Annotated in this window: 14 protein-coding genes; 3 read left to right on the forward strand and 11 right to left on the reverse strand. The window is 53.4% G+C overall.

What is annotated here, in order from left to right; genetic code table 11:
- Positions 1 to 110: 110 nt before the first annotated feature.
- Positions 111 to 1,106, reverse strand: a complete 996-nt coding sequence (locus tag NNL38_RS21360; protein ID WP_255390879.1) for a sensor domain-containing diguanylate cyclase — start codon at positions 1,104 to 1,106, stop codon at positions 111 to 113.
- A gap of 194 nt (positions 1,107 to 1,300) precedes the next feature.
- A complete protein-coding gene (locus tag NNL38_RS21365; protein ID WP_255390880.1) occupies positions 1,301 to 3,016 on the reverse strand; it encodes an ABC transporter substrate-binding protein in 1,716 nt (571 codons plus the stop codon).
- Positions 3,017 to 3,107: 91 nt separating this feature from the next.
- On the opposite strand from NNL38_RS21365, the gene NNL38_RS21370 reads away from it, so the two are divergent.
- Positions 3,108 to 4,319, forward strand: a complete 1,212-nt coding sequence (locus NNL38_RS21370; protein ID WP_255390881.1) for an MFS transporter — start codon at positions 3,108 to 3,110, stop codon at positions 4,317 to 4,319.
- Positions 4,320 to 4,370: 51 nt separating this feature from the next.
- Here the strand turns inward: NNL38_RS21370 and NNL38_RS21375 are convergent, their stop codons facing one another.
- A complete protein-coding gene (locus tag NNL38_RS21375) occupies positions 4,371 to 5,762 on the reverse strand; it encodes an aminotransferase-like domain-containing protein (protein ID WP_255390882.1) in 1,392 nt (463 codons plus the stop codon).
- 102 nt (positions 5,763 to 5,864) lie between these two features.
- Between NNL38_RS21375 and NNL38_RS21380 the strand changes: the two genes are divergently transcribed.
- Both NNL38_RS21380 and NNL38_RS21385 read left to right on the forward strand, forming a co-directional pair.
- On the forward strand, positions 5,865 to 6,776 hold the full coding sequence (locus NNL38_RS21380; RefSeq protein WP_255390883.1) for an EamA family transporter: 912 nt from the start codon (positions 5,865 to 5,867) through the stop codon (positions 6,774 to 6,776).
- 110 nt (positions 6,777 to 6,886) lie between these two features.
- Positions 6,887 to 7,801 (forward strand): DMT family transporter, encoded by a 915-nt coding sequence (locus NNL38_RS21385; protein WP_255390884.1) that lies wholly within the window; start codon positions 6,887 to 6,889, stop codon positions 7,799 to 7,801.
- A 95-nt stretch (positions 7,802 to 7,896) separates the two neighbouring features.
- Here the strand turns inward: NNL38_RS21385 and NNL38_RS21390 are convergent, their stop codons facing one another.
- The 8 genes from NNL38_RS21390 to NNL38_RS21425 all read right to left on the reverse strand — a co-directional run bounded on the left by NNL38_RS21390 (position 7,897) and on the right by NNL38_RS21425 (position 16,342).
- Complete coding sequence (locus NNL38_RS21390) at positions 7,897 to 8,547, reverse strand: DsbA family oxidoreductase (protein ID WP_255390885.1); 651 nt, start codon at positions 8,545 to 8,547, stop codon at positions 7,897 to 7,899.
- A 210-nt stretch (positions 8,548 to 8,757) separates the two neighbouring features.
- A complete protein-coding gene (locus NNL38_RS21395; RefSeq protein ID WP_255390886.1) occupies positions 8,758 to 9,738 on the reverse strand; it encodes a nucleoside hydrolase in 981 nt (326 codons plus the stop codon).
- Positions 9,739 to 10,010: 272 nt separating this feature from the next.
- Positions 10,011 to 11,438, reverse strand: a complete 1,428-nt coding sequence (locus NNL38_RS21400) for an aspartate kinase (RefSeq protein WP_255392304.1) — start codon at positions 11,436 to 11,438, stop codon at positions 10,011 to 10,013.
- 47 nt (positions 11,439 to 11,485) lie between these two features.
- Positions 11,486 to 11,875, reverse strand: coding sequence for an ectoine synthase (locus tag NNL38_RS21405; RefSeq protein WP_255390887.1), 390 nt, complete (start codon positions 11,873 to 11,875; stop codon positions 11,486 to 11,488).
- Between the two features lie 9 nt (positions 11,876 to 11,884).
- On the reverse strand, positions 11,885 to 13,150 hold the full coding sequence (gene ectB, locus NNL38_RS21410) for a diaminobutyrate--2-oxoglutarate transaminase (RefSeq protein WP_255390888.1): 1,266 nt from the start codon (positions 13,148 to 13,150) through the stop codon (positions 11,885 to 11,887).
- 20 nt (positions 13,151 to 13,170) lie between these two features.
- Entirely contained in the window at positions 13,171 to 13,707 is a 537-nt protein-coding gene (ectA, locus tag NNL38_RS21415) for a diaminobutyrate acetyltransferase (RefSeq protein ID WP_255390889.1), read from the reverse strand.
- A 181-nt stretch (positions 13,708 to 13,888) separates the two neighbouring features.
- A complete protein-coding gene (locus tag NNL38_RS21420; protein WP_255390890.1) occupies positions 13,889 to 14,506 on the reverse strand; it encodes a DUF502 domain-containing protein in 618 nt (205 codons plus the stop codon).
- 465 nt (positions 14,507 to 14,971) lie between these two features.
- Positions 14,972 to 16,342, reverse strand: coding sequence for an alanine/glycine:cation symporter family protein (locus NNL38_RS21425; protein WP_255390891.1), 1,371 nt, complete (start codon positions 16,340 to 16,342; stop codon positions 14,972 to 14,974).
- Positions 16,343 to 17,296: the final 954 nt, after the last annotated feature.

The following is a 17,296-nucleotide window of genomic DNA, read 5'->3' on the forward strand; positions in this document are numbered from 1 at the left end:
GCAGCTTGTGAGAGCCACTGATGTTTTTATCAATGACTCCAATCGGATTTTTCTAAAAGGCACCAGGCAGCATGAGGTGTTGTTTTTTGTTGATTCGGGGCAATACAATTTTATTTGATGATCGCTGAAGTCAGTTCACAGTGATGGATTTGGTTCTTTCCATGATCTTTGGCCAGGTAAAGGGCTTTGTCTACGGTCGCAACCAGTACCCGGGACATCTCATGGATATCCTGCTCGGTAGGCTTTGCCGGGAAGGGGCCGGTAGTCGTCAGACCGATGCTGACAGTGGTACCGGTTTGTTCAAGGGCTGATTCGATTGTGGCTCGGTACCGTTCCGCAGCGGTTTTGCTCTCCGCTGCATGGGTGTTGCTCATCATAATGATAAACTCATCACCCGCGAGGCGCGCAATCGTATCACTTTGGCGGGCTGCTGCGAGGAGAATGCGGCTGACAGCACAAAGGACATCGTCTCCTTCTTGATGTCCCCAGTTGTCATTGATCGATTTAAAGTTATCAATATCAATGACAGCAATGGAAAGCGGCGTTTGTAGGCGGGCGCTCTTAAAGCTCTCTGTTTTCAACATATCTAAAAAAGCCCGGCGGTTATACAGAGAGGTGAGCGGATCAAGCCAGGCAAGCTTTTCCAGCTCTTTGTTTTTTTGAATCAGTGCAGCTTCGGCTTGTTTTAATGCGGTAAGGTCATTGTGTGCTCCCAGCATCCGGATAGGTTTGCCGGATTCATCCCGGATGGCCACGCCCCGGCAGCGCACCCAAACCGTTGAGCCGTTTTTATGGCGGTAACGTACTATTTGATCATAGGGGTGACTCGGGTCTTTACAGTGCTTTTCAAAGTTGGCCAAGGCTCTTTTGAGATCATCCTGGTTGATGATCTCTTGCCATTCCGAAGCGAGGTGTTTCTTCTGATTCGGGTCAAAGCCGAGTAATGTCCAAAACTTGGGGTTCATCCACTCATGTTCCGGGTTATCCAAATCCCAGTACCATAGCCCATCAAGCGAGCCATCCTGCAAAAATTCGAACACTGCCGGCTCAGAGCTGAACAGTTGATACAATTCTGATTTTAGATAGTGATTTTTGGTTCCATTCATCTGTGATCAGCCTTGGTGTACAGGTGGATTGATTTGGAGGAGTATCCTGTATGGGAATATAGCCTTTACAGGGGGCCATTTCGGATAAGCCGTTGTGGAATGGCTTGTTTTGTTTCGTATTGTGACTTTGGTGCCATTTTTACTAAACCTTTATGAAACATCAATTGAAGTATCCTCCAGATGATGCTCGGGGGTTACTGAATCATCACGGTATTAAAATCGATCCAGCCGTTGGCCAGCAGCTCGGTGGTGCTGACTTTGTCAGAGAAGTTCAGGTTTTGCCGGGCGTGAAAGATGGGGAGGTAGAGCAGCTTGCTGATGAGCTGTTTCTCCAGTTGCTCAAACTCTTTTAGCCTTTCAGGCTGGTTGCCGTGTTGCATCAGGGTCAGGATGCTGTCTCTGAGCCATTGGCGCTGCTGCTTGCTCAGGCAAACGTCCAGCGGCAGGTTGGCGCAAAACCAGCCCAGCCAGTCCATTTCCCAATCGTCACCGAACACCTCGCCTGAGAGGATGATATCGGCCCCTTGCAGGGTTTCCCGCTGATTAAAGATCGGAAACTCGGCGACTTCGTATTTGCAGTCGATTCCAAGTTGCGTCAGATTTTCGGCCAGGTGTTTGGCCAGCGCAATATGTTGATCAAGCTGGTAGGTGAGCAGCTTCAGGGGCTGGTCTGGTCTGGGCAGCGATTGCAGAATCTTGGTCGCCGCGGCCGGATCTGAAACCGGGATGGGCGTCGGGTCAGAGAGCATACCTTTGGCCTGTCCGATCCCTTCCTCGCGGAGTGATTCTGAAACCCCAAGAGCTTTGATCGCGGCCATCAGCGCCTTGCGGTGGGCCGGTTTTTTTAGCCAGCGGTGCGGGCGGTTGGGGTTGAGCAAAACGTACTCGGCCCCTTTTTCCCATTGGGTTTTGGCATCGAAACGTTCGGCACTTCGGTGTTTGAGGTGGGCACTGTGGACTACATCGCTGTTGAGTTCAAAATCCATTGCCTGATCGCCGACGTTCCAGATAGCGACCCCGTCGACCCAGGGCCGGTAGCCATGATAGTAAGGCGAGGCTTTAAGCAGGGTGCGCCATGGTGTTTGCTCGGCCAGGAGAAAAGAGCCGGAGCCCACTAGGGGGCTGTTTCCGGGTTCGCCGGAGAATTTGGCGATCCCCATCGGGCCATTGGCGAGCAGCTTTTCAAGCTGGGCCGGGAGCGCCAGGCTGGTAAAAGCAATGCGGTAAGGATCCAGCACCTCGACCCGGTCGATCAATTGGTACAGGGCGGCATTCTGGTGGCCGGAATGGATCAAACGCTCAAAGTGGGCCTGGATATCGCCGGCGGTGATTGGGCTGGCATCATGAAACTTAAGCCCCTTGCGAAGGGTAAGGGTAAGTGTATTGCCATTGCGCTGCCAGTGCTGGGCCAGATCGCCCCGAAAGTCCCCGGTTGCCGGGTTAAACTGTAACAACTTGGCATAGAGATAACCGGCGATATGTTGTTCGGTGCGGCGATTGATAAAGATGGGATCTAAGTCGTGGGTGCCGCGATAGAAAGGGATCTTGAGGATATCTTCCTGGCTGTTGGTGGTTTGGTACCTGGCAATATAGTTGGCGATGAAGGTATCGCGTTGTCCTGCTTCAATGAGGGAGAGTGCTTGTTCGACTTTGTCTTCTGCCAGCAGTTGTCGGGCCTTTTTCAACAGCGTGTCCGCCACGGGTGTCAGCAGGGTGATGACCGGTAAATTGCCCCGGCCAATACCGGGCTGCCAGTCGATGATTTTTTCCTGGCCCAGCCGCTTGATCACCAGCTGGGCGTTACGTTTGGTGCAGGCGAGGGCGGCGGTGAACGCATCCAGCGACAGCGGTTGCGGGGGGTGGAGCTTGAGGTGATCACGTAAAAAAACCAGGGCCATCCAATAGCGCATAAAGGTGAAATCCTTTTTGAATATTTCTATTTTTATTCATCTTTTAATTTCGATAATACCGGTATCTGAGATGTGATAAAAGGAATTAAAAATGAATACTTTAGCGCAACCACAACAATCGATATGGACCAGCGAGCGTTTCCTGATTTTATTCTCCAGTGCATTTTTTGTCGCCTTTGGCACCAAGATCTATGACCTGGCGCTGCCGTTGTTGGTGTACGAGCTGACCCAGTCGTCGGAAATGATGGGCTGGATGCGGGCGGTAGAATTTTTGCCAAATCTGTTGCTGGCATTGTTTATCGGCGTGTGGGTCGATCGGTTCGACAAGAAGCGCTGGTCGCAAGCCATGTTGCTGGGACAAATGCTAGTGGTGCTGTGCTCCTACAGCGCGGTTCAGTGGCTGGCGGATCCGCTGGTGGTGCTGTTTCCCTGCGCCTTTTTGATGATGGCGTTTAACTACGGCTACCACAATGCGCGCATGACCATGATGAAAAGTGCGCTGCCGCAAGCTCAGCAAAATACTGCCACGGCCCGGATGAGTTCACTTTACAGCTTTATGGAAACGGTAGGGCCGGTACTTTCAGGCGCTTTATTACTGCTGTCGGCGATCCACAATGTCTTCCTGGGCGTTGCGCTGCTCCTGCTGCTGGCCTATTGGCAACTGAGCCGACTTGAGCTGCAACCGGCAGCGCAACAAACGCACGCGCCTGTCTTCCAGGCGCTGAAAGAAGGCTGGCATATTCTCTATACCAACCGGAATATGTGGTACATCACGCTGGCCGTGATGGTGATCAATACCACCGGGGCAGTGTTCTGGATCCAGGCAATTTATTATGCCAAGGCATCGCTGGCAATGACGGCGCTGGAAGTTAGCTGGCTGGTGGCGGCGTCCGGAATCGGTGGCTTGCTGGGCTCTTTCACCGCTGACAAGGTGCGCCGGCATATCGGCCTCGGCCAATTGCTGATTCTCTCGATTGCGCTGGAATCCGTTGGCTTCGTGATGCCGGTCCTCTTTGACGGCCAGTGGGCACTGGTGCTGGCCTTTTTTTGGGTTTCTGCAGTGGGCCTGTACAGCAGTATCTGCATCTGGAGCTACCGCCAGGAAGCGTTTGACGCCCAGCACCTGGGACGCGTCACCGGGATCACCGGCTCGCTGTTCAAGCTGCTGATGCCGGTCGGGCTGGCGTCTTCCGGGTACCTGGTTTCCGGGCTGGGGATTGAGGCGGTGTTCGGACTTTGCTTCGGGGCGCAATTGTTGGTGGCGCTAGTGCTGGCGATGGGCCGGGTCCGGACGATTGCCTGAGCCGTAGATTTGCCGGACACTATCTTGTGTCCGGCGAGCCAGCGCAGGCCATCAGTGATGACCTGTTTCTGTATACCGGTTCAACAAAGTGATTAACTTATCCAGCTCGGGTTTGACCATTTCATCCAGCGGATAACCGATATTGATCCGCAGGCAGTCCTGATAGTGGCCGAGCGAAGTGAACAAAGGGCCGAGGCGGATGTCGATCTGCGCTTCCTCAATTGCCTGCGCCAGCCCCTCGGAATTCAGTCCGGGAAATTGCAGCCATAATACCAACCCGCCTTGCGGCACACTGATCCGGGTTTGCGCCGGGAGGTGCTGACGCAAATAGTCGAGATAAGTCTGTTTTTGTCCCAGCAATTGCATGCGTTTCTTTCTCAGAAACTGGGCGTAATGGCCGGTGTCGATGAAATCGGCAATCGCCAGCTGGATCTGTGTTGCCACGCCGTAAGACCCGGCCGCGAACTTCGCCAGATAGGCATCTTTGAACCGTCCCGGCAGGCACCAGCCCAGACGGTAGCTGGGAGAGAGGGTTTTCGATACTGAGCCGCACCACAACAGATAGCCGTCCGTATCGTAATACTTGGCCGGCAGTACAAAATCCCCCTGATGAGAGAGTTCCAGATAGACATCATCTTCGATGATCGGTGTCTGGTAACGCCGGGCCAGCTCGGCCAGTTGCTGCTTCTGGGCTACCGACAGGGTGATGCCCTGCGGATTCATGAACGAGGTGCTGAACAGTCCGGCCTGAATGGTGCCGGCTTTCAGGTGGTGTTCGAGTTGGGCCAGATCCAGCCCATCTTCCAGCGTCGGGATTTCGACGATGTTCAGCGACATTTGCGCCAACAGCTCCAGTAATCCGTTAAAACAGGGTGAGTTGACCGCCACGGCATCACCGGGTTGGGTGCAGGTTTCGAGCGCCGTTTTGACCGCCGACAAACAACCGTGGGTGATCACCAACTCGTCGGCCAGTACCGGGAACCCCTGGCCGGTCAGGTGCGTGGCCAGGCTTTGGCGCAGCGGGACTTCGCCCTGGTAGTCCGGATAGCGGGACAGGCGGCTGCCGATGCGTTTCAGGGCGCGGCGAAAACTGACATCCAAATCCTGAATAGCCTGCTCACTGAGCGGCGAATGAGAAACCCCTAAGGGTCCCCGTTCAACGGTGGTCTGCGTGCGGGCCGGGGTGGAGATCCGGCTGGCAAAGGGGCGCCACTCCGGGAGCGGGTGCGACGCATCCACGGCGGTGATATAGAAGCCGGATTGCGGACGGGCGCAGACCCAACCCAGTGCGGTCAATTCCTGATAGCAGCTGACAGCAGTGGAGACGCTGATCTGCTGCTGGCGGGCAAACTGCCGCAGGGACGGCATCCGGGTGCCCGGTTTGAGTCGTCCGGCCTGAATATCGGCGATGCATTTGTCCGCAAGCTGTTTATATCGAGACACGTCTGCTCCTTAACTGTACTGCTTACTTTGTTAAAAATTGTATCTGTACTGGATTTGATGCTCAAGCCACACTGCATCAAAAGGTTGAGGAGACGGATAAACATGACTCGGCGAGATTTTGGATGGATTGTACTGGTGATGATGATCTGGGGGGTTAACTTCTCGATGATCAAAATGGGAGTGACCGCGGTGGATCCCTTGCTGATGGTGGCGGCGCGATTTGCGCTGGCGGTGTTCCCGATCATTTTCTTTATCCCGAAGCCGGACGTGCCCTGGAAGTATCTGGTGGGTTACGGACTGGCATTTGGGGTTGGTGTGTGGGGTATGGCTTCGTGGTCAATTAGCGCCGGGGTGTCTTCGGGCATGGCCTCTGTGCTGCTGCAGTCGAAGGTACTGCTTAGCATCGTCATCGGGGTGTTGGTTTATCGCGAAGCCGTCGGCCCGGCCAAGGCGTTCGGCAGCATGCTGGCGCTGGCGGGGCTGGTGGTTGCCGTGACCGGCACCGAGGGGAATGTCACGCTGTTCGGTTTGGTACTGATCCTGATTGCCAGCTGTTCCTGGCTGGCAGCCAACATGATAGTGAAACAAGCCAAGGTGGCGCAGGTGTTTGCTTTTAATGTCTGGGGCATGCTGTTTGCGCCGTTGCCGCTGGTGGGATTGAGTCTCGGGCTGAATGGCACCGAGGTGTTGTCGCAGGCCTATCAGGTGTGGGATATGAAAACGTCTATTGCCGTGTTGTTTCAGTCATATCCGACCACTTTGTTCGGATACTGGTTGTGGAACCGGATGATGCTCAAGTACCCGATGAGCACAGTTGCGCCGCTCAGTTTGCTGGTGCCGGTGTTTGGCCTGCTCAGCGGATGGCTGATTTATGACGAAGCGCTGTCGGAGATCCAGATCGCGGCCTCCGCTATTTTTCTGGCCGGGACCCTGTTGATCACGGCCCCGGCTGGATGGGTGGTCCGGATCCGCAAAGCGCGTCGGTGTGAAGGCGACACGGTGACTTCCGGTTGAAGGCGATAAGCGAACTGATCTGCCCCAGTCCGATTTGACTGTTCTATAAAATCAGTGAAATGGCGGGGGCATAGGATAAAGGATGGAAACGGATAACAGAAAGGGATGATATGAAAATTTACGGTGGATTGCTGGCAGTGCTGGCTGCTCTGTTGAACGGTACGGTGGGGTTTTTTAGTGTGAATCTGTTTCAGACGGGGCTTTCCTCTGAGGCGGTGGCGTTTTACAAATGTCTGATTGCATTCATGACGCTGGGCGTCTGGGCGGCGATGACCGGACAGCTTGGTACGTTGGGCCGTTATGTCCGGCAGCTCTGGCTGCGCATTGCGGTGTGTGCGTTCTTTGGTTTTTTCGTGCTCTATTATTTCGAAACGGCGGCTTATCAGCACATTAACGTTGCGGTGGTGGTGTTTTGTTTGTTTGGGGCCTCGACCATTGCCACGTTCCTGTTGAATGCGGCGCTGGGGCGTCGTTGGGTCAACAAGCACGAGCTGGTAGCGATGCTGCTCTCGTTGGGCGGCTTGTATCTGGTCTTTGTCGAAACCCAGCAGCTTTCGGGCCAGGAAAGCACGGGCTTGCTGCTGGCTGTGGTGGCCGGGTTGGGCTATGCCAGCTTCCTGGTGCTGACCCAAAAACTCGGTCTGGGCGGGGGGCTGATCCCGGTGGCTGCGTTGCTGTTGTTCGGGGTAATTTATCTGTCGATCCCGCTGGCACTGTCCGGCTGGGCGGTACCGTCAAGCGACAGCCTGTTTGACTTGTTGATGCTGGCCATATTACCCACCATTGGCGGGTTCTGGTGTACCACCAAGTCCCTGACTTTGATCGAGAGCCAGTCGGTGCAGTTGATTGAGCTGACTGAGCCGATTTTTGCCCTGATCATCGGCTTTGTCTTTTTGGGACAGCTGGTGACCGGCCCCCAGATGCTGGGCGGCGGGTTGATCATGGTGGCCATCGTGATCCATGAATTTGCTATATTAGATCGATTGGATCGGCTCTGGGCGCGAAGCAAGCGCAGCTATTCATAGCGAAGGTGTTTAACTCGAAAGAAATGGCCGTAATAATCATGTCGTCGATGATTGTTGCCTGCCTGAGAACAGCGGTCTCAGGCAGGCAACTTGGTTTATGATGATGGTGAGAGAAACTCCTGCAGCAACTGCTTATACATTTCCACCGACTGGGCGCCGGTCAGGGCATCGCTCTGGTTGAAGACCACAGTCGGTACTGCTGTCACACCGTAGCGGGGCCAGTCGTGCAGGGTGGCTTCGATGTTGGCGATGGTCGCTTTGTCATCGAGCTGTGCCATGGCGGGCTGCGGATCCAGGCCGACAGCTGCGAGTTCTTTGGCCAGCACAGTGCGGTCGGAAATGTCTTTGCGTTCGCCGAAGAAGGCGCTGAACAGGCGCAGGGCCAGTTCGGTCTGCTTGTCGAATGCTTTGGCATAGTCGATCAGGATATGGGCGTCGCGGGTATTGACGGTTTTCATGTCGTCAAAGTAATCGAAGGCAAAGCCGAGTTCGGCGCCCAGTTGGGTCAGGTTGTCCCGGGCATGGACGCTATCTGCGACGCTGGTGCCGTATTTTTTCGCCAGGTGCTCGCGCAGGTTCTCACCTTCCGGCGGGATATCAGGATTGAGCTGGAAAGGTTGCCAGACCAGGGTGACTTGATCGGCGACCCCCAATTCGGCAATGGCCTGTTCCAGGCGTTTAAAGCCAATGATGCACCAGGGACACACGACATCTGAGATGATGTCTAACCGTAATTGTTCCGCCATCGTATTCCTCTTTCCTGTCTGATCTTGATGTACTGCTCTTTATAACAGCTTAGCTGGCTGAATGCTTGTGTCGTGCTTGGGGAAGAGACAGCGTGGAGCGGATGTCTGGGTGAAAAGTGAAGGCAGGGAGCCGGGATAGGGCTCCCTGGCTCTCTGTTTCAAGGAGCCTGCCCCTGAAACAGAGAAGATAAGATCGAGTGTCAGGCTGAGTTACTTGCCGGACGTCCCCTGGCTATAATTGATGATAGCCTCACGATACAGCGCCAGCAGCGCGTCGCTGTTGACTTGAACGCCGACATGCTGGCTGCGATTGTCCTGCCAGTCGTCTGTCATGTAGCGGCGGCCATCATATTTTTGTAGCGTCATGCCCTCGGCCGGGCCGTCGCTGATAACCCGAACCGGCCCTTTGCGCAGGGTAAACAGTGTCGGGTCGATGACATAGGCAATGGCGGATGGATCGTGAACATGGCAGCCGTCCATTCCCAGTTTCTGGGCATAAAAACGCAGGTAGTAGCGGCTGACATCCCAGATGAATTCACCGACGTGACCTGCGTCTGCTTTCAGCGCATCTAAGTACGCTGAGGAGAACATGCTTTCTTCGGTGACATCCAGACCAATCACCACCGCCGGCCAGTCGGCGGTCAGCACTTTGTCCGCTGCATGCGGATCGTCATGGATATTGGCTTCAGCATACGGGGTGACATTGCCGCGATGGCCGTTTTCGCCAAAGGCACCGCCCATAATCACCACTTCTTTCACCAGCGAGGTAATTTCCGGGGCGGCTTCCAGTGCCAGCGCCAGATTGGTGAGCGGACCGACGGCGACCAGGGTGATTTCTCCCGGGTTGGCTTTGAGCATATCAATGATGTACTGATACGCCGGGCGGGGATCGGCCGTGGCCTGCTGTGGCTCGCTGGCATGACAATCACCGAATCCGGTTTCGCCGTGGACCACGACGGTTGCGCCGACTGGCGGACGGACCAGCGGTTTGTCAGTGCCCTTGGCAACGTCGGCATTGAGCTGAAATTTCTCTTTCAGATACAGCGCATTGCGCGTGCCGTTGTCGATGGTTGTATTGCCGTAGACGGTGGTGATGCCAACCAGGTCGATGTTCGGATGTGCTTCGGCAAACAGAATCGCCATGGCATCATCAATGCCCGGATCGGTATCCAGAATTATTTTTTGTCGCATAGGGGGAAGTGTTCAGATTAGGGTTATTGGTATGACAATTGTAACGAGTTTCAGAGGCCTTGCCTGTGACTCGATTCACGGTGATATGGAAAATGATGTCCCTTCTCATCAATTAATGTGACAAGTGATGGCGTCTAAATCTTCAGGAAAAGACGTCAGCACCACAGCGAGACGTGAAAGAAAACGCCCGGACAGAGCCCGGGCGTTGGAAAGTTGCGTGCTGACCCTGAAACATGACGATCTGTCAGCAGTCTTAAACGAGCCGTATTGATCTATGCGGCCAATCGCTTCTTCGGTTTCGTGCCGGACTGGTTGGCAATCAGAGTTTCATGCAGCGTCCGGATCGTCACGGCATAATCTTCATCCGCGACCACAAACTGGACATCGACATTTCGCAGCGAAGAGTGGGCGGCTTTTGGCGTAATATTTTGCTCCATCAGCCCGCTCATGCCGTTTCGCAGCACTTCGTTGGTGTCGATATTGGCGCCAATCGCGGAAATCAAAGCGACCATATTGCCGGTGATTTGCGCATCCGGCAGCATTTTCTCAGCCTGGGTCAGGACTCGGTTTTGCGACGTCGAAGAGCCTGCCAGGTAATAGGTGATCGAGTTGGCGTTCATCTCTTTACCAATAAGCTGAACGCGCTCATGACGGATAATTTGCATCAGGTCATAACTGATCTTGTCTGCTTTCCCGACCATGGACTGATCGAAGATATTCAGCGCAAACACTTTGTCCCGACCGGCGATGATCTCGACCTTATGGGTGTCCGGCTGGAAATCCGGGGTGATCCAAGTGCCTTTGTGCTCCGGTTCAAAGGTGTTTTTCACCACCAGTTGGATTTCGGCACGACGCAGGCCGGAGGCAGCATTCGGGTGAATCGCTTCCATCCCCAGGTTGGCGAGTTGATCAGCGACATCGTAGTTGGAGATCCCCATAGGCATTACCACATCCGGGCCGACAATCCTCGGGTCGGCTGTACTCAGGTGATACTCTTTATGAATCACAGCTTGTTTGGCCTGGGTCAGCACCGCCAGGCGGCTGAATGTCATTTCGCTGTAGCCGCGATCATAGGTCTTCATCAACCCTTCATCACAGTAAACATAACCGGTGACAATCGGCAGCTCTTTGGACAGGTCAATATTGCTCATCGCCTGGGTGATCACTTCATCCAGTGAACCGGACGGCTTGTCATCCCAACCCGACAGGTCAACAAAGCGCGCGTTGATGCCGTGTTTTTTCAGCTTCAGGACGGTATTAAACGCACTGTGTGCTTCTCCGATCGAAGATAGGAATTCCCGAATTTGCGGCATATAGGCCGACAGGGAGAATTGCTTGAACTGGCAGGTTTCCAGGATATTATCGATACAGTCCCGGGCCTGGCTCAGCCGGTCGGTGACGAATTTATCGGCGCGCTTACGGCATAGCGGATCGGCAAAAATATTGTCATTAATCAGCAGCATCCGCTGCTTCAGCTCATCAAGTTTTTCTTTCCAGATGTTATTGCGATCGGCAATGTGCTGGTAAATGCCCGGCTCACCGGAGCGCTTACACTCCAACAGGGCATCGGTGATCCCGCCGTAAGCGGACACCACAAAGATGCGCTGGTAGGGGGATTCCGGGTAAAACATAATATTATCAAGCACTGCGTCGAACGCAGACATGGATGTACCACCGATTTTTTCGACGGTATGCATTATAGGCTCCTTAGTGGCTTTGACTGATGCCAAAGCCAGATTGATTGGTGTTATTCGCTCAGCGGATAAACGCCGTCTTTGTCATGCACTTCCTGGCCGGTCAGCGGCGGATTGAAGACACACGCCATCACCATATCTTCGTCTTGACAGGCACGCAGCTGGTGCTCATCGTTCTGATCCAGGATGTACAGGGTACCCGGCTCAATCGGGTAGACTTTGCCATCAGCCAGGGTTTCAATTTCCCCACGGCCCGACACACAGTACACAGACTCCAAGTGATTCTTGTAATGAATGTGGGTGTCGGTATTTTTGTAAATCGTAGTGATATGGAAGGAAAAGCCCATGTTGTCATCCTTGAGCAGCATCCGGGTGCTTTCCCAGTTTTCCGCAACTACGCGACGTTCACTTTGGCGACATTCTTCTAATGTTCTGACAATCATTCTTATTCCTTACGATGCTTTTTTCAGTAGTGATGCAATGGTTCTCTCAACGGCGTCAGTGAAAATCTGGATCCCCTGGTCCATCTCTTCTTCCGTGATGGTCAGCGGACAGAAGAACTTGAGGACTTCGTCATCCGGACCGGCGGTTTCGATGACTATGCCGCTCTCGAAACAGGCGCGGGCAACTTGATGGGCAAACTTACCGTCGTGGCAGGCAATGCCTTGCATCAGGCCGCGACCTTTAATCTGGTCGAAGTGACCCGGATAGCGCGCCAGCAGTGGTTCAAGTGCGGCAGTCAGCTGTTCGGCACGGGCCTGAATATGAAGCTGGAACTGCGCATCGCGCCAGTAGGTTTCAATCGCTTTGGCGGCGGTGACAAAGGCGTGGTTATTGCCACGGAATGTCCCGTTGTGTTCGCCCGGCAGCCACTGGTCCAGCTCCGGCCTGAACAGCACGATAGCCATCGGTAGGCCGTAACCGCCAATTGATTTCGACAGGGTCACCATATCTGGCTTGATGCCGGCTGGCTCGAAGCTGAAGAAGTGACCGGTCCGGCCGCAACCGGCCTGGATATCATCGACAATCAGCAGAATGTCGTGCTGCTTACAAATCTTGTCCAGCTTTTGCAGCCAAGGCGTTGAGGCAACGTTCAGACCCCCTTCCCCCTGAACCACTTCCAGGATCACCGCAGCGGGTTTATCCATCCCGCTGGAGTTGTCATTGAGCATGGTTTCGAACAGTGCCAGGCCGTCGATATCGGCATAGCCGTCATACGGCAGGCGCGTCACGCCTTGTAGCGGCATGCCGGCACCGCCACGGTGGTGCTGGTTACCGGTGGCAGCCAGTGCGCCATACGAAACACCGTGGAAGCCGTTGGTAAAGGCAACAATTGAGTGACGGCCGGTGACCTTACGGGCCAGCTTCAGTGCCGCTTCGACGGCATTGGTACCGGTTGGACCGGTGAACTGTACTTTGTAGTCCAGGCCGCGCGGCTTGAGGATTGTCTGATTCAACTGGGTTAAAAATTCGCCCTTGGCTTCGGAGTACATGTCGAGGCCGTGGGTCAGGCCGTCGGCATCGATGTAATCCATCAGGGCTTTTTTCAGTACTGAGTTGTTGTGGCCGTAGTTGAGTGCCCCCGCTCCGGCGAGAAAGTCGAGATATTCTTCACCGTCCGCGGTATACAGCCAGCTTCCTTTTGCCTTGTTGAATACAACCGGGAAGTTTCGGGCGTAACATTGTACGTTTGACTCTTGGTCTTTGAAGATATTCATTTGGATTCCTAATCAGGTCTCTATTTTCTTAATTGGATGCGGTACAGGTATTCACTGTCGTGGGCATTGGAAAAGTGTTTGTGCTTATCCAAAAACGTGGTCACTTCGCCACGCAGGCAGGACTGCGAGTTCAGCTTGTCAAACAGTGCCCAGGAACCTTTGTTGTCGTCTGTGATGGTGGTTTCCAGGAACCGGACATTGCGGGTGCATTCCCGGCTCAACAGCTCATTCAGCATTTGCAGGCCCAGGCCTTGACCGCGCTCAGACGCGCTGACCGCGACTTGCCAGACAAACAGAGTGTCGTCACTGTCCGGACGTTTGTATGCCGAGGTGAATGCTACGACTTTGCCTTCGCGCTCAACGACCACACAGGTGTCGCGAAAATGTGTGGTTTGCAAAAAATTGCAGTAAGAGGAATTGGTATCCAGAGGCGGGCATGAATCGATCAGTTCATGAACACGTAAACCGTCCTCCTTGTTGGGTTTGCGAAAGCAGTAGTCTTCCTGACTATCAGTTGATGGATTAGAGGTCATCACCCATGGTGCCATTGTAATCATTGGTCGCCACATTGTTTAGTGCTCTAATTAATTCCATTAATATACTAGCGACTCGTTGGAGCTTTTCAACCTTGTTTTTTTTGATCTTTATAGGGTTTAACCATAACATATTGATTTTAAAGATGATAAAAATGTAAAAATTTTGCTGTGTTAATTTTGAGTGAAGGTTTTATTTATAGCTCTAATGATTATGGTGCGGTGGATGATCTGTGCTGGCGCCGGTCATTCCGGCGGTCAGCGTGAACCGCATCGCTTCTTCGACGGTCATGTCGAGGGGGCGAATGGCATGGCGGGGAATGAGCACGGCGTAGCCGCCAATCATATAGCTGAGTGGCAGATAGACCAGGACGCTTTTTTCATCCCGGAAGGAAGCGGGTATCCGTTCCGGTACCGGCTGGGTGACAAAGCCGATCACCTGCATGCCGGTGTCGCCCAGGGTGACGGCAACAACTTGTTTGAATTCTTTGCGGGTGGTGGGGGAGAAATAATCGAAGAAATCCCGGATTGCCGGATACACCGAGCGGACAATTGGCATGTGATACAGCACCTGCTCTCCTTTGGCAAACAGGCGTTGAACCAGGTAAGCGTTCATCATCAGGCCGGTAAGGAAAATGACGAGCAGTCCGGTGAGCAGTCCCATACCCGGCCAGTACCATGCTTGCGGCAGGATAGTTTGGATCAGGCCGCCCAACAGGGATTCGGCGGACATCGCCAACCAGTACAACAGGTACAGGGTTAAAACCACAGGAAGCAGGGTCATGAGTCCGGTGATGATATTTCTGCTGATAAATCCAAACATGGTAAAGCTCCCTTTGTCCGGGCGGTAAACCGAGGAAGAGTACGGCGACCTCGAAATCATGACGCTGTCATCTCCAGCGTCTCTGGTTTAATCATAGGTCTGCCGGGGCGGGATTACCTTGCTCACAATGGGTTGCGTTATTTCGCTTGACCAGAGTTATCGGCATCCCCCCTGTTTTCCAGTAGCCGGTGACGTGAATTTGCTGGTACGGCAGTCCTACGTCACCCTGTAACACACATCCGATTGGTCGTCCGAGTTCGTGCTGCCAAGCAGGGGTTGGGGCAGCAAATCCGCGCTGGGAACAGTGAAGATAAACACTGGGATTTCCACCGTATTTTCCGTGTAATGGCTGGTAATATTTGAAATATCGCCGCAGATGACGACAAAGAGTGACGGGAAACCGTTCACTGTGGGGGATGTCATTGCAAAAAGCGCCAGCGAAACCGCCGGCGCACTGATTGGATGCTACTTAATTTTGGCTCTCTCCGCCTGGGCGGCGAAATATTCCCGGGTGAGCTTGAACACCACCGGGCTGAGCAGCAGCAGGGCGATCAGGTTCGGGATTGCCATCATGGCGTTGAGGGTGTCTGCCAGCAGCCAGATAAATGACAGCGAGCTGTTGGCACCAATCGGGACCGCGATGATCCACAGCACCCGGAAGGGGATAACGGCTTTGGTGCCGAACAGGAACTGGACGCATTTTTCACTGTAAAAGCTCCAGCCAAGAATCGTGGTGAAGGCAAAGACCGACAGGGCAATGGCGACCAGATAATCGCCGACGCCGGGTAGGGTCGATGCGAACGCATTGGAAGTCAGCGCTGCCCCGGTTTCACCGCTCTGCCAGGCGCCGGTCACAACAATCGCCAGTCCGGTGATGGTGCAAATCACCAGGGTATCGATAAATGTGCCCAGCATCGCCACCAGGCCCTGGGTGACCGGGTTTTTTGTTTGGGCTGCGGCGTGGGCGATTGGCGCACTGCCCAAGCCGGCTTCGTTGGAGAAAATCCCGCGCGCCACCCCGAAGCGAATGGCGGCCCAGACTGCCGCACCGGCAAAACCACCCTGTGCCGCCACCGGAGTAAAGGCGCTGGTGACGATTAGGCTGACAGCTGCCGGGATATCGGTGAAATGGATACCAAGGATCAACAGCCCGGAGCCGACGTAAAACGCGGCCATCAACGGGACCAGCTTCCCGGCGACATCGGCAATCCGCCGGATCCCGCCAACCAGTACCAGGGCGACCAGAATCATCATCACAAAGCCGGAAAACATCGCCGGAATACCGAAGCTGTTATCCAGCGCGGCAGCAACCGAGTTCGATTGCACTGTGTTGCCGATCCCGAATCCGGCGATGGCACCGAAAATTGCAAAGGCGGTGCCGAGCCAGGCCCACTTGTGGCTCAGGCCGTTTTTGATGTAGTACATCGGCCCGCCGACGTGGTTGCCGTTTTCATCGGTTTCGCGGTATTTGACAGCGCAAACCGCTTCTGAGTACTTGGTTGCCATGCCGACCAGAGCCGTACACCACATCCAGAATAAGGCGCCGGGGCCACCGAGAAAGATGGCGGTTGCCACCCCGGCGATATTCCCTGTCCCGACGGTCGCGGACAGGGAGGTCATCAGGGCATTAAACGGGCTGATTTCCCCTTGTTGGTCTTCATCTTTTTCTGGAATCCGTCCGGCCCATAATAATTTGAACCCGGTACCAATCTTCAGAATGGTCATCAGTTTTAAGCCAACCGTCAGGAATATCCCTACGCCGAGGATCAGCACCAGCATCGGGACGCCCCAGACCTGGCTGTTGATGGCGGTAATCAAATTTGTTAATGCGTCCATACCTTTCTCACTTTTTATTTTTCTAATCTATGCAAAAACATAGGTGGCGTTTGGTAGAAATACAAACTCGCCGTGGTAATTGAACAGCATTTATTGTCATGAAAATGTCACATGGCGCGCATACTCTCCGTTTCCGTTTCGTGTTATTAAGCCGGAGGCGTTGGCGGCTTGTCGGTGCAACATTATATGCTGAAGGAATGACGGTAATCTTCGGGTGGCCGGGTAAAAAGGAGGAGAATAAAAGAAATTTGATTTGATCTTATGAACTGAGTCTCATTATTTTCATTGAACCCCTGGATAAGTTGAGCTTGTGTCAGAAATTACAAAAATACCTGAGCATTTGTTTCATTATGAGTGGACGAATCTCAAATATTTAATGTTACACCTCACAATTTTTACTGCACCAACAGCAAAGTTTTATGCAACATGATGAAATGTCACAAAATTTGATATGAATGATAGCCCTACGCTCAAGAGCGATTATGATGGGTTATTATCGTCACAATAATAATTGATTATAAGTAACAATTATCACCAGAGTCAGTGATAGAGCAGGAACTATGATTAGACAATATGCTATTTTTTCCAACCATTTTCCCAACCTCCATCGGTTTTTCATTGTACTGATCGTCAGCATTTCACTCATGAGTAGTTATTTAGTACTGGAGCATAACCACTTGCAATTCGCTTGGGGAATTTTTCTGCCGGTACTGCCGTTTGCCTTGTTTGCAAAGTCTTCAGACTACAAGAAAAAGTATATGCATTCGGAAAAATAGCGCTTCGCATTGGTGTTCAGTTCTGTGTCCGATGTCGCCGACAAAAAATTGAAATTGTAATCAATTGCATTACACCCCGATGCGTACATGTGCGCCTTGTTGAATTATATTGGTCAATAGGCATAGTAACAGTCTTGTCAGGAGATAAGTCTGGAATATGCCTGTTACCCATATCAAT

This window comes from Photobacterium atrarenae, from assembly GCF_024380015.1.
Lineage (GTDB): Bacteria > Pseudomonadota > Gammaproteobacteria > Enterobacterales > Vibrionaceae > Photobacterium > Photobacterium atrarenae.

Coding starts and splice junctions, on each gene's coding strand:
- NNL38_RS21360 (WP_255390879.1), bottom strand. CDS start 1,106: ATGAATGGAACCAAAAATCACTATCTAAAATCAGAATTGTATCAACTG.
- NNL38_RS21365 (WP_255390880.1), bottom strand. CDS start 3,016: ATGCGCTATTGGATGGCCCTGGTTTTTTTACGTGATCACCTCAAGCTC.
- NNL38_RS21370 (WP_255390881.1), top strand. CDS start 3,108: ATGAATACTTTAGCGCAACCACAACAATCGATATGGACCAGCGAGCGT.
- NNL38_RS21380 (WP_255390883.1), top strand. CDS start 5,865: ATGACTCGGCGAGATTTTGGATGGATTGTACTGGTGATGATGATCTGG.
- NNL38_RS21385 (WP_255390884.1), top strand. CDS start 6,887: ATGAAAATTTACGGTGGATTGCTGGCAGTGCTGGCTGCTCTGTTGAAC.
- NNL38_RS21390 (WP_255390885.1), bottom strand. CDS start 8,547: ATGGCGGAACAATTACGGTTAGACATCATCTCAGATGTCGTGTGTCCC.
- NNL38_RS21395 (WP_255390886.1), bottom strand. CDS start 9,738: ATGCGACAAAAAATAATTCTGGATACCGATCCGGGCATTGATGATGCC.
- NNL38_RS21405 (WP_255390887.1), bottom strand. CDS start 11,875: ATGATTGTCAGAACATTAGAAGAATGTCGCCAAAGTGAACGTCGCGTA.
- ectB (WP_255390888.1), bottom strand. CDS start 13,150: ATGAATATCTTCAAAGACCAAGAGTCAAACGTACAATGTTACGCCCGA.
- ectA (WP_255390889.1), bottom strand. CDS start 13,707: ATGATTACAATGGCACCATGGGTGATGACCTCTAATCCATCAACTGAT.
- NNL38_RS21420 (WP_255390890.1), bottom strand. CDS start 14,506: ATGTTTGGATTTATCAGCAGAAATATCATCACCGGACTCATGACCCTG.
- NNL38_RS21425 (WP_255390891.1), bottom strand. CDS start 16,342: ATGGACGCATTAACAAATTTGATTACCGCCATCAACAGCCAGGTCTGG.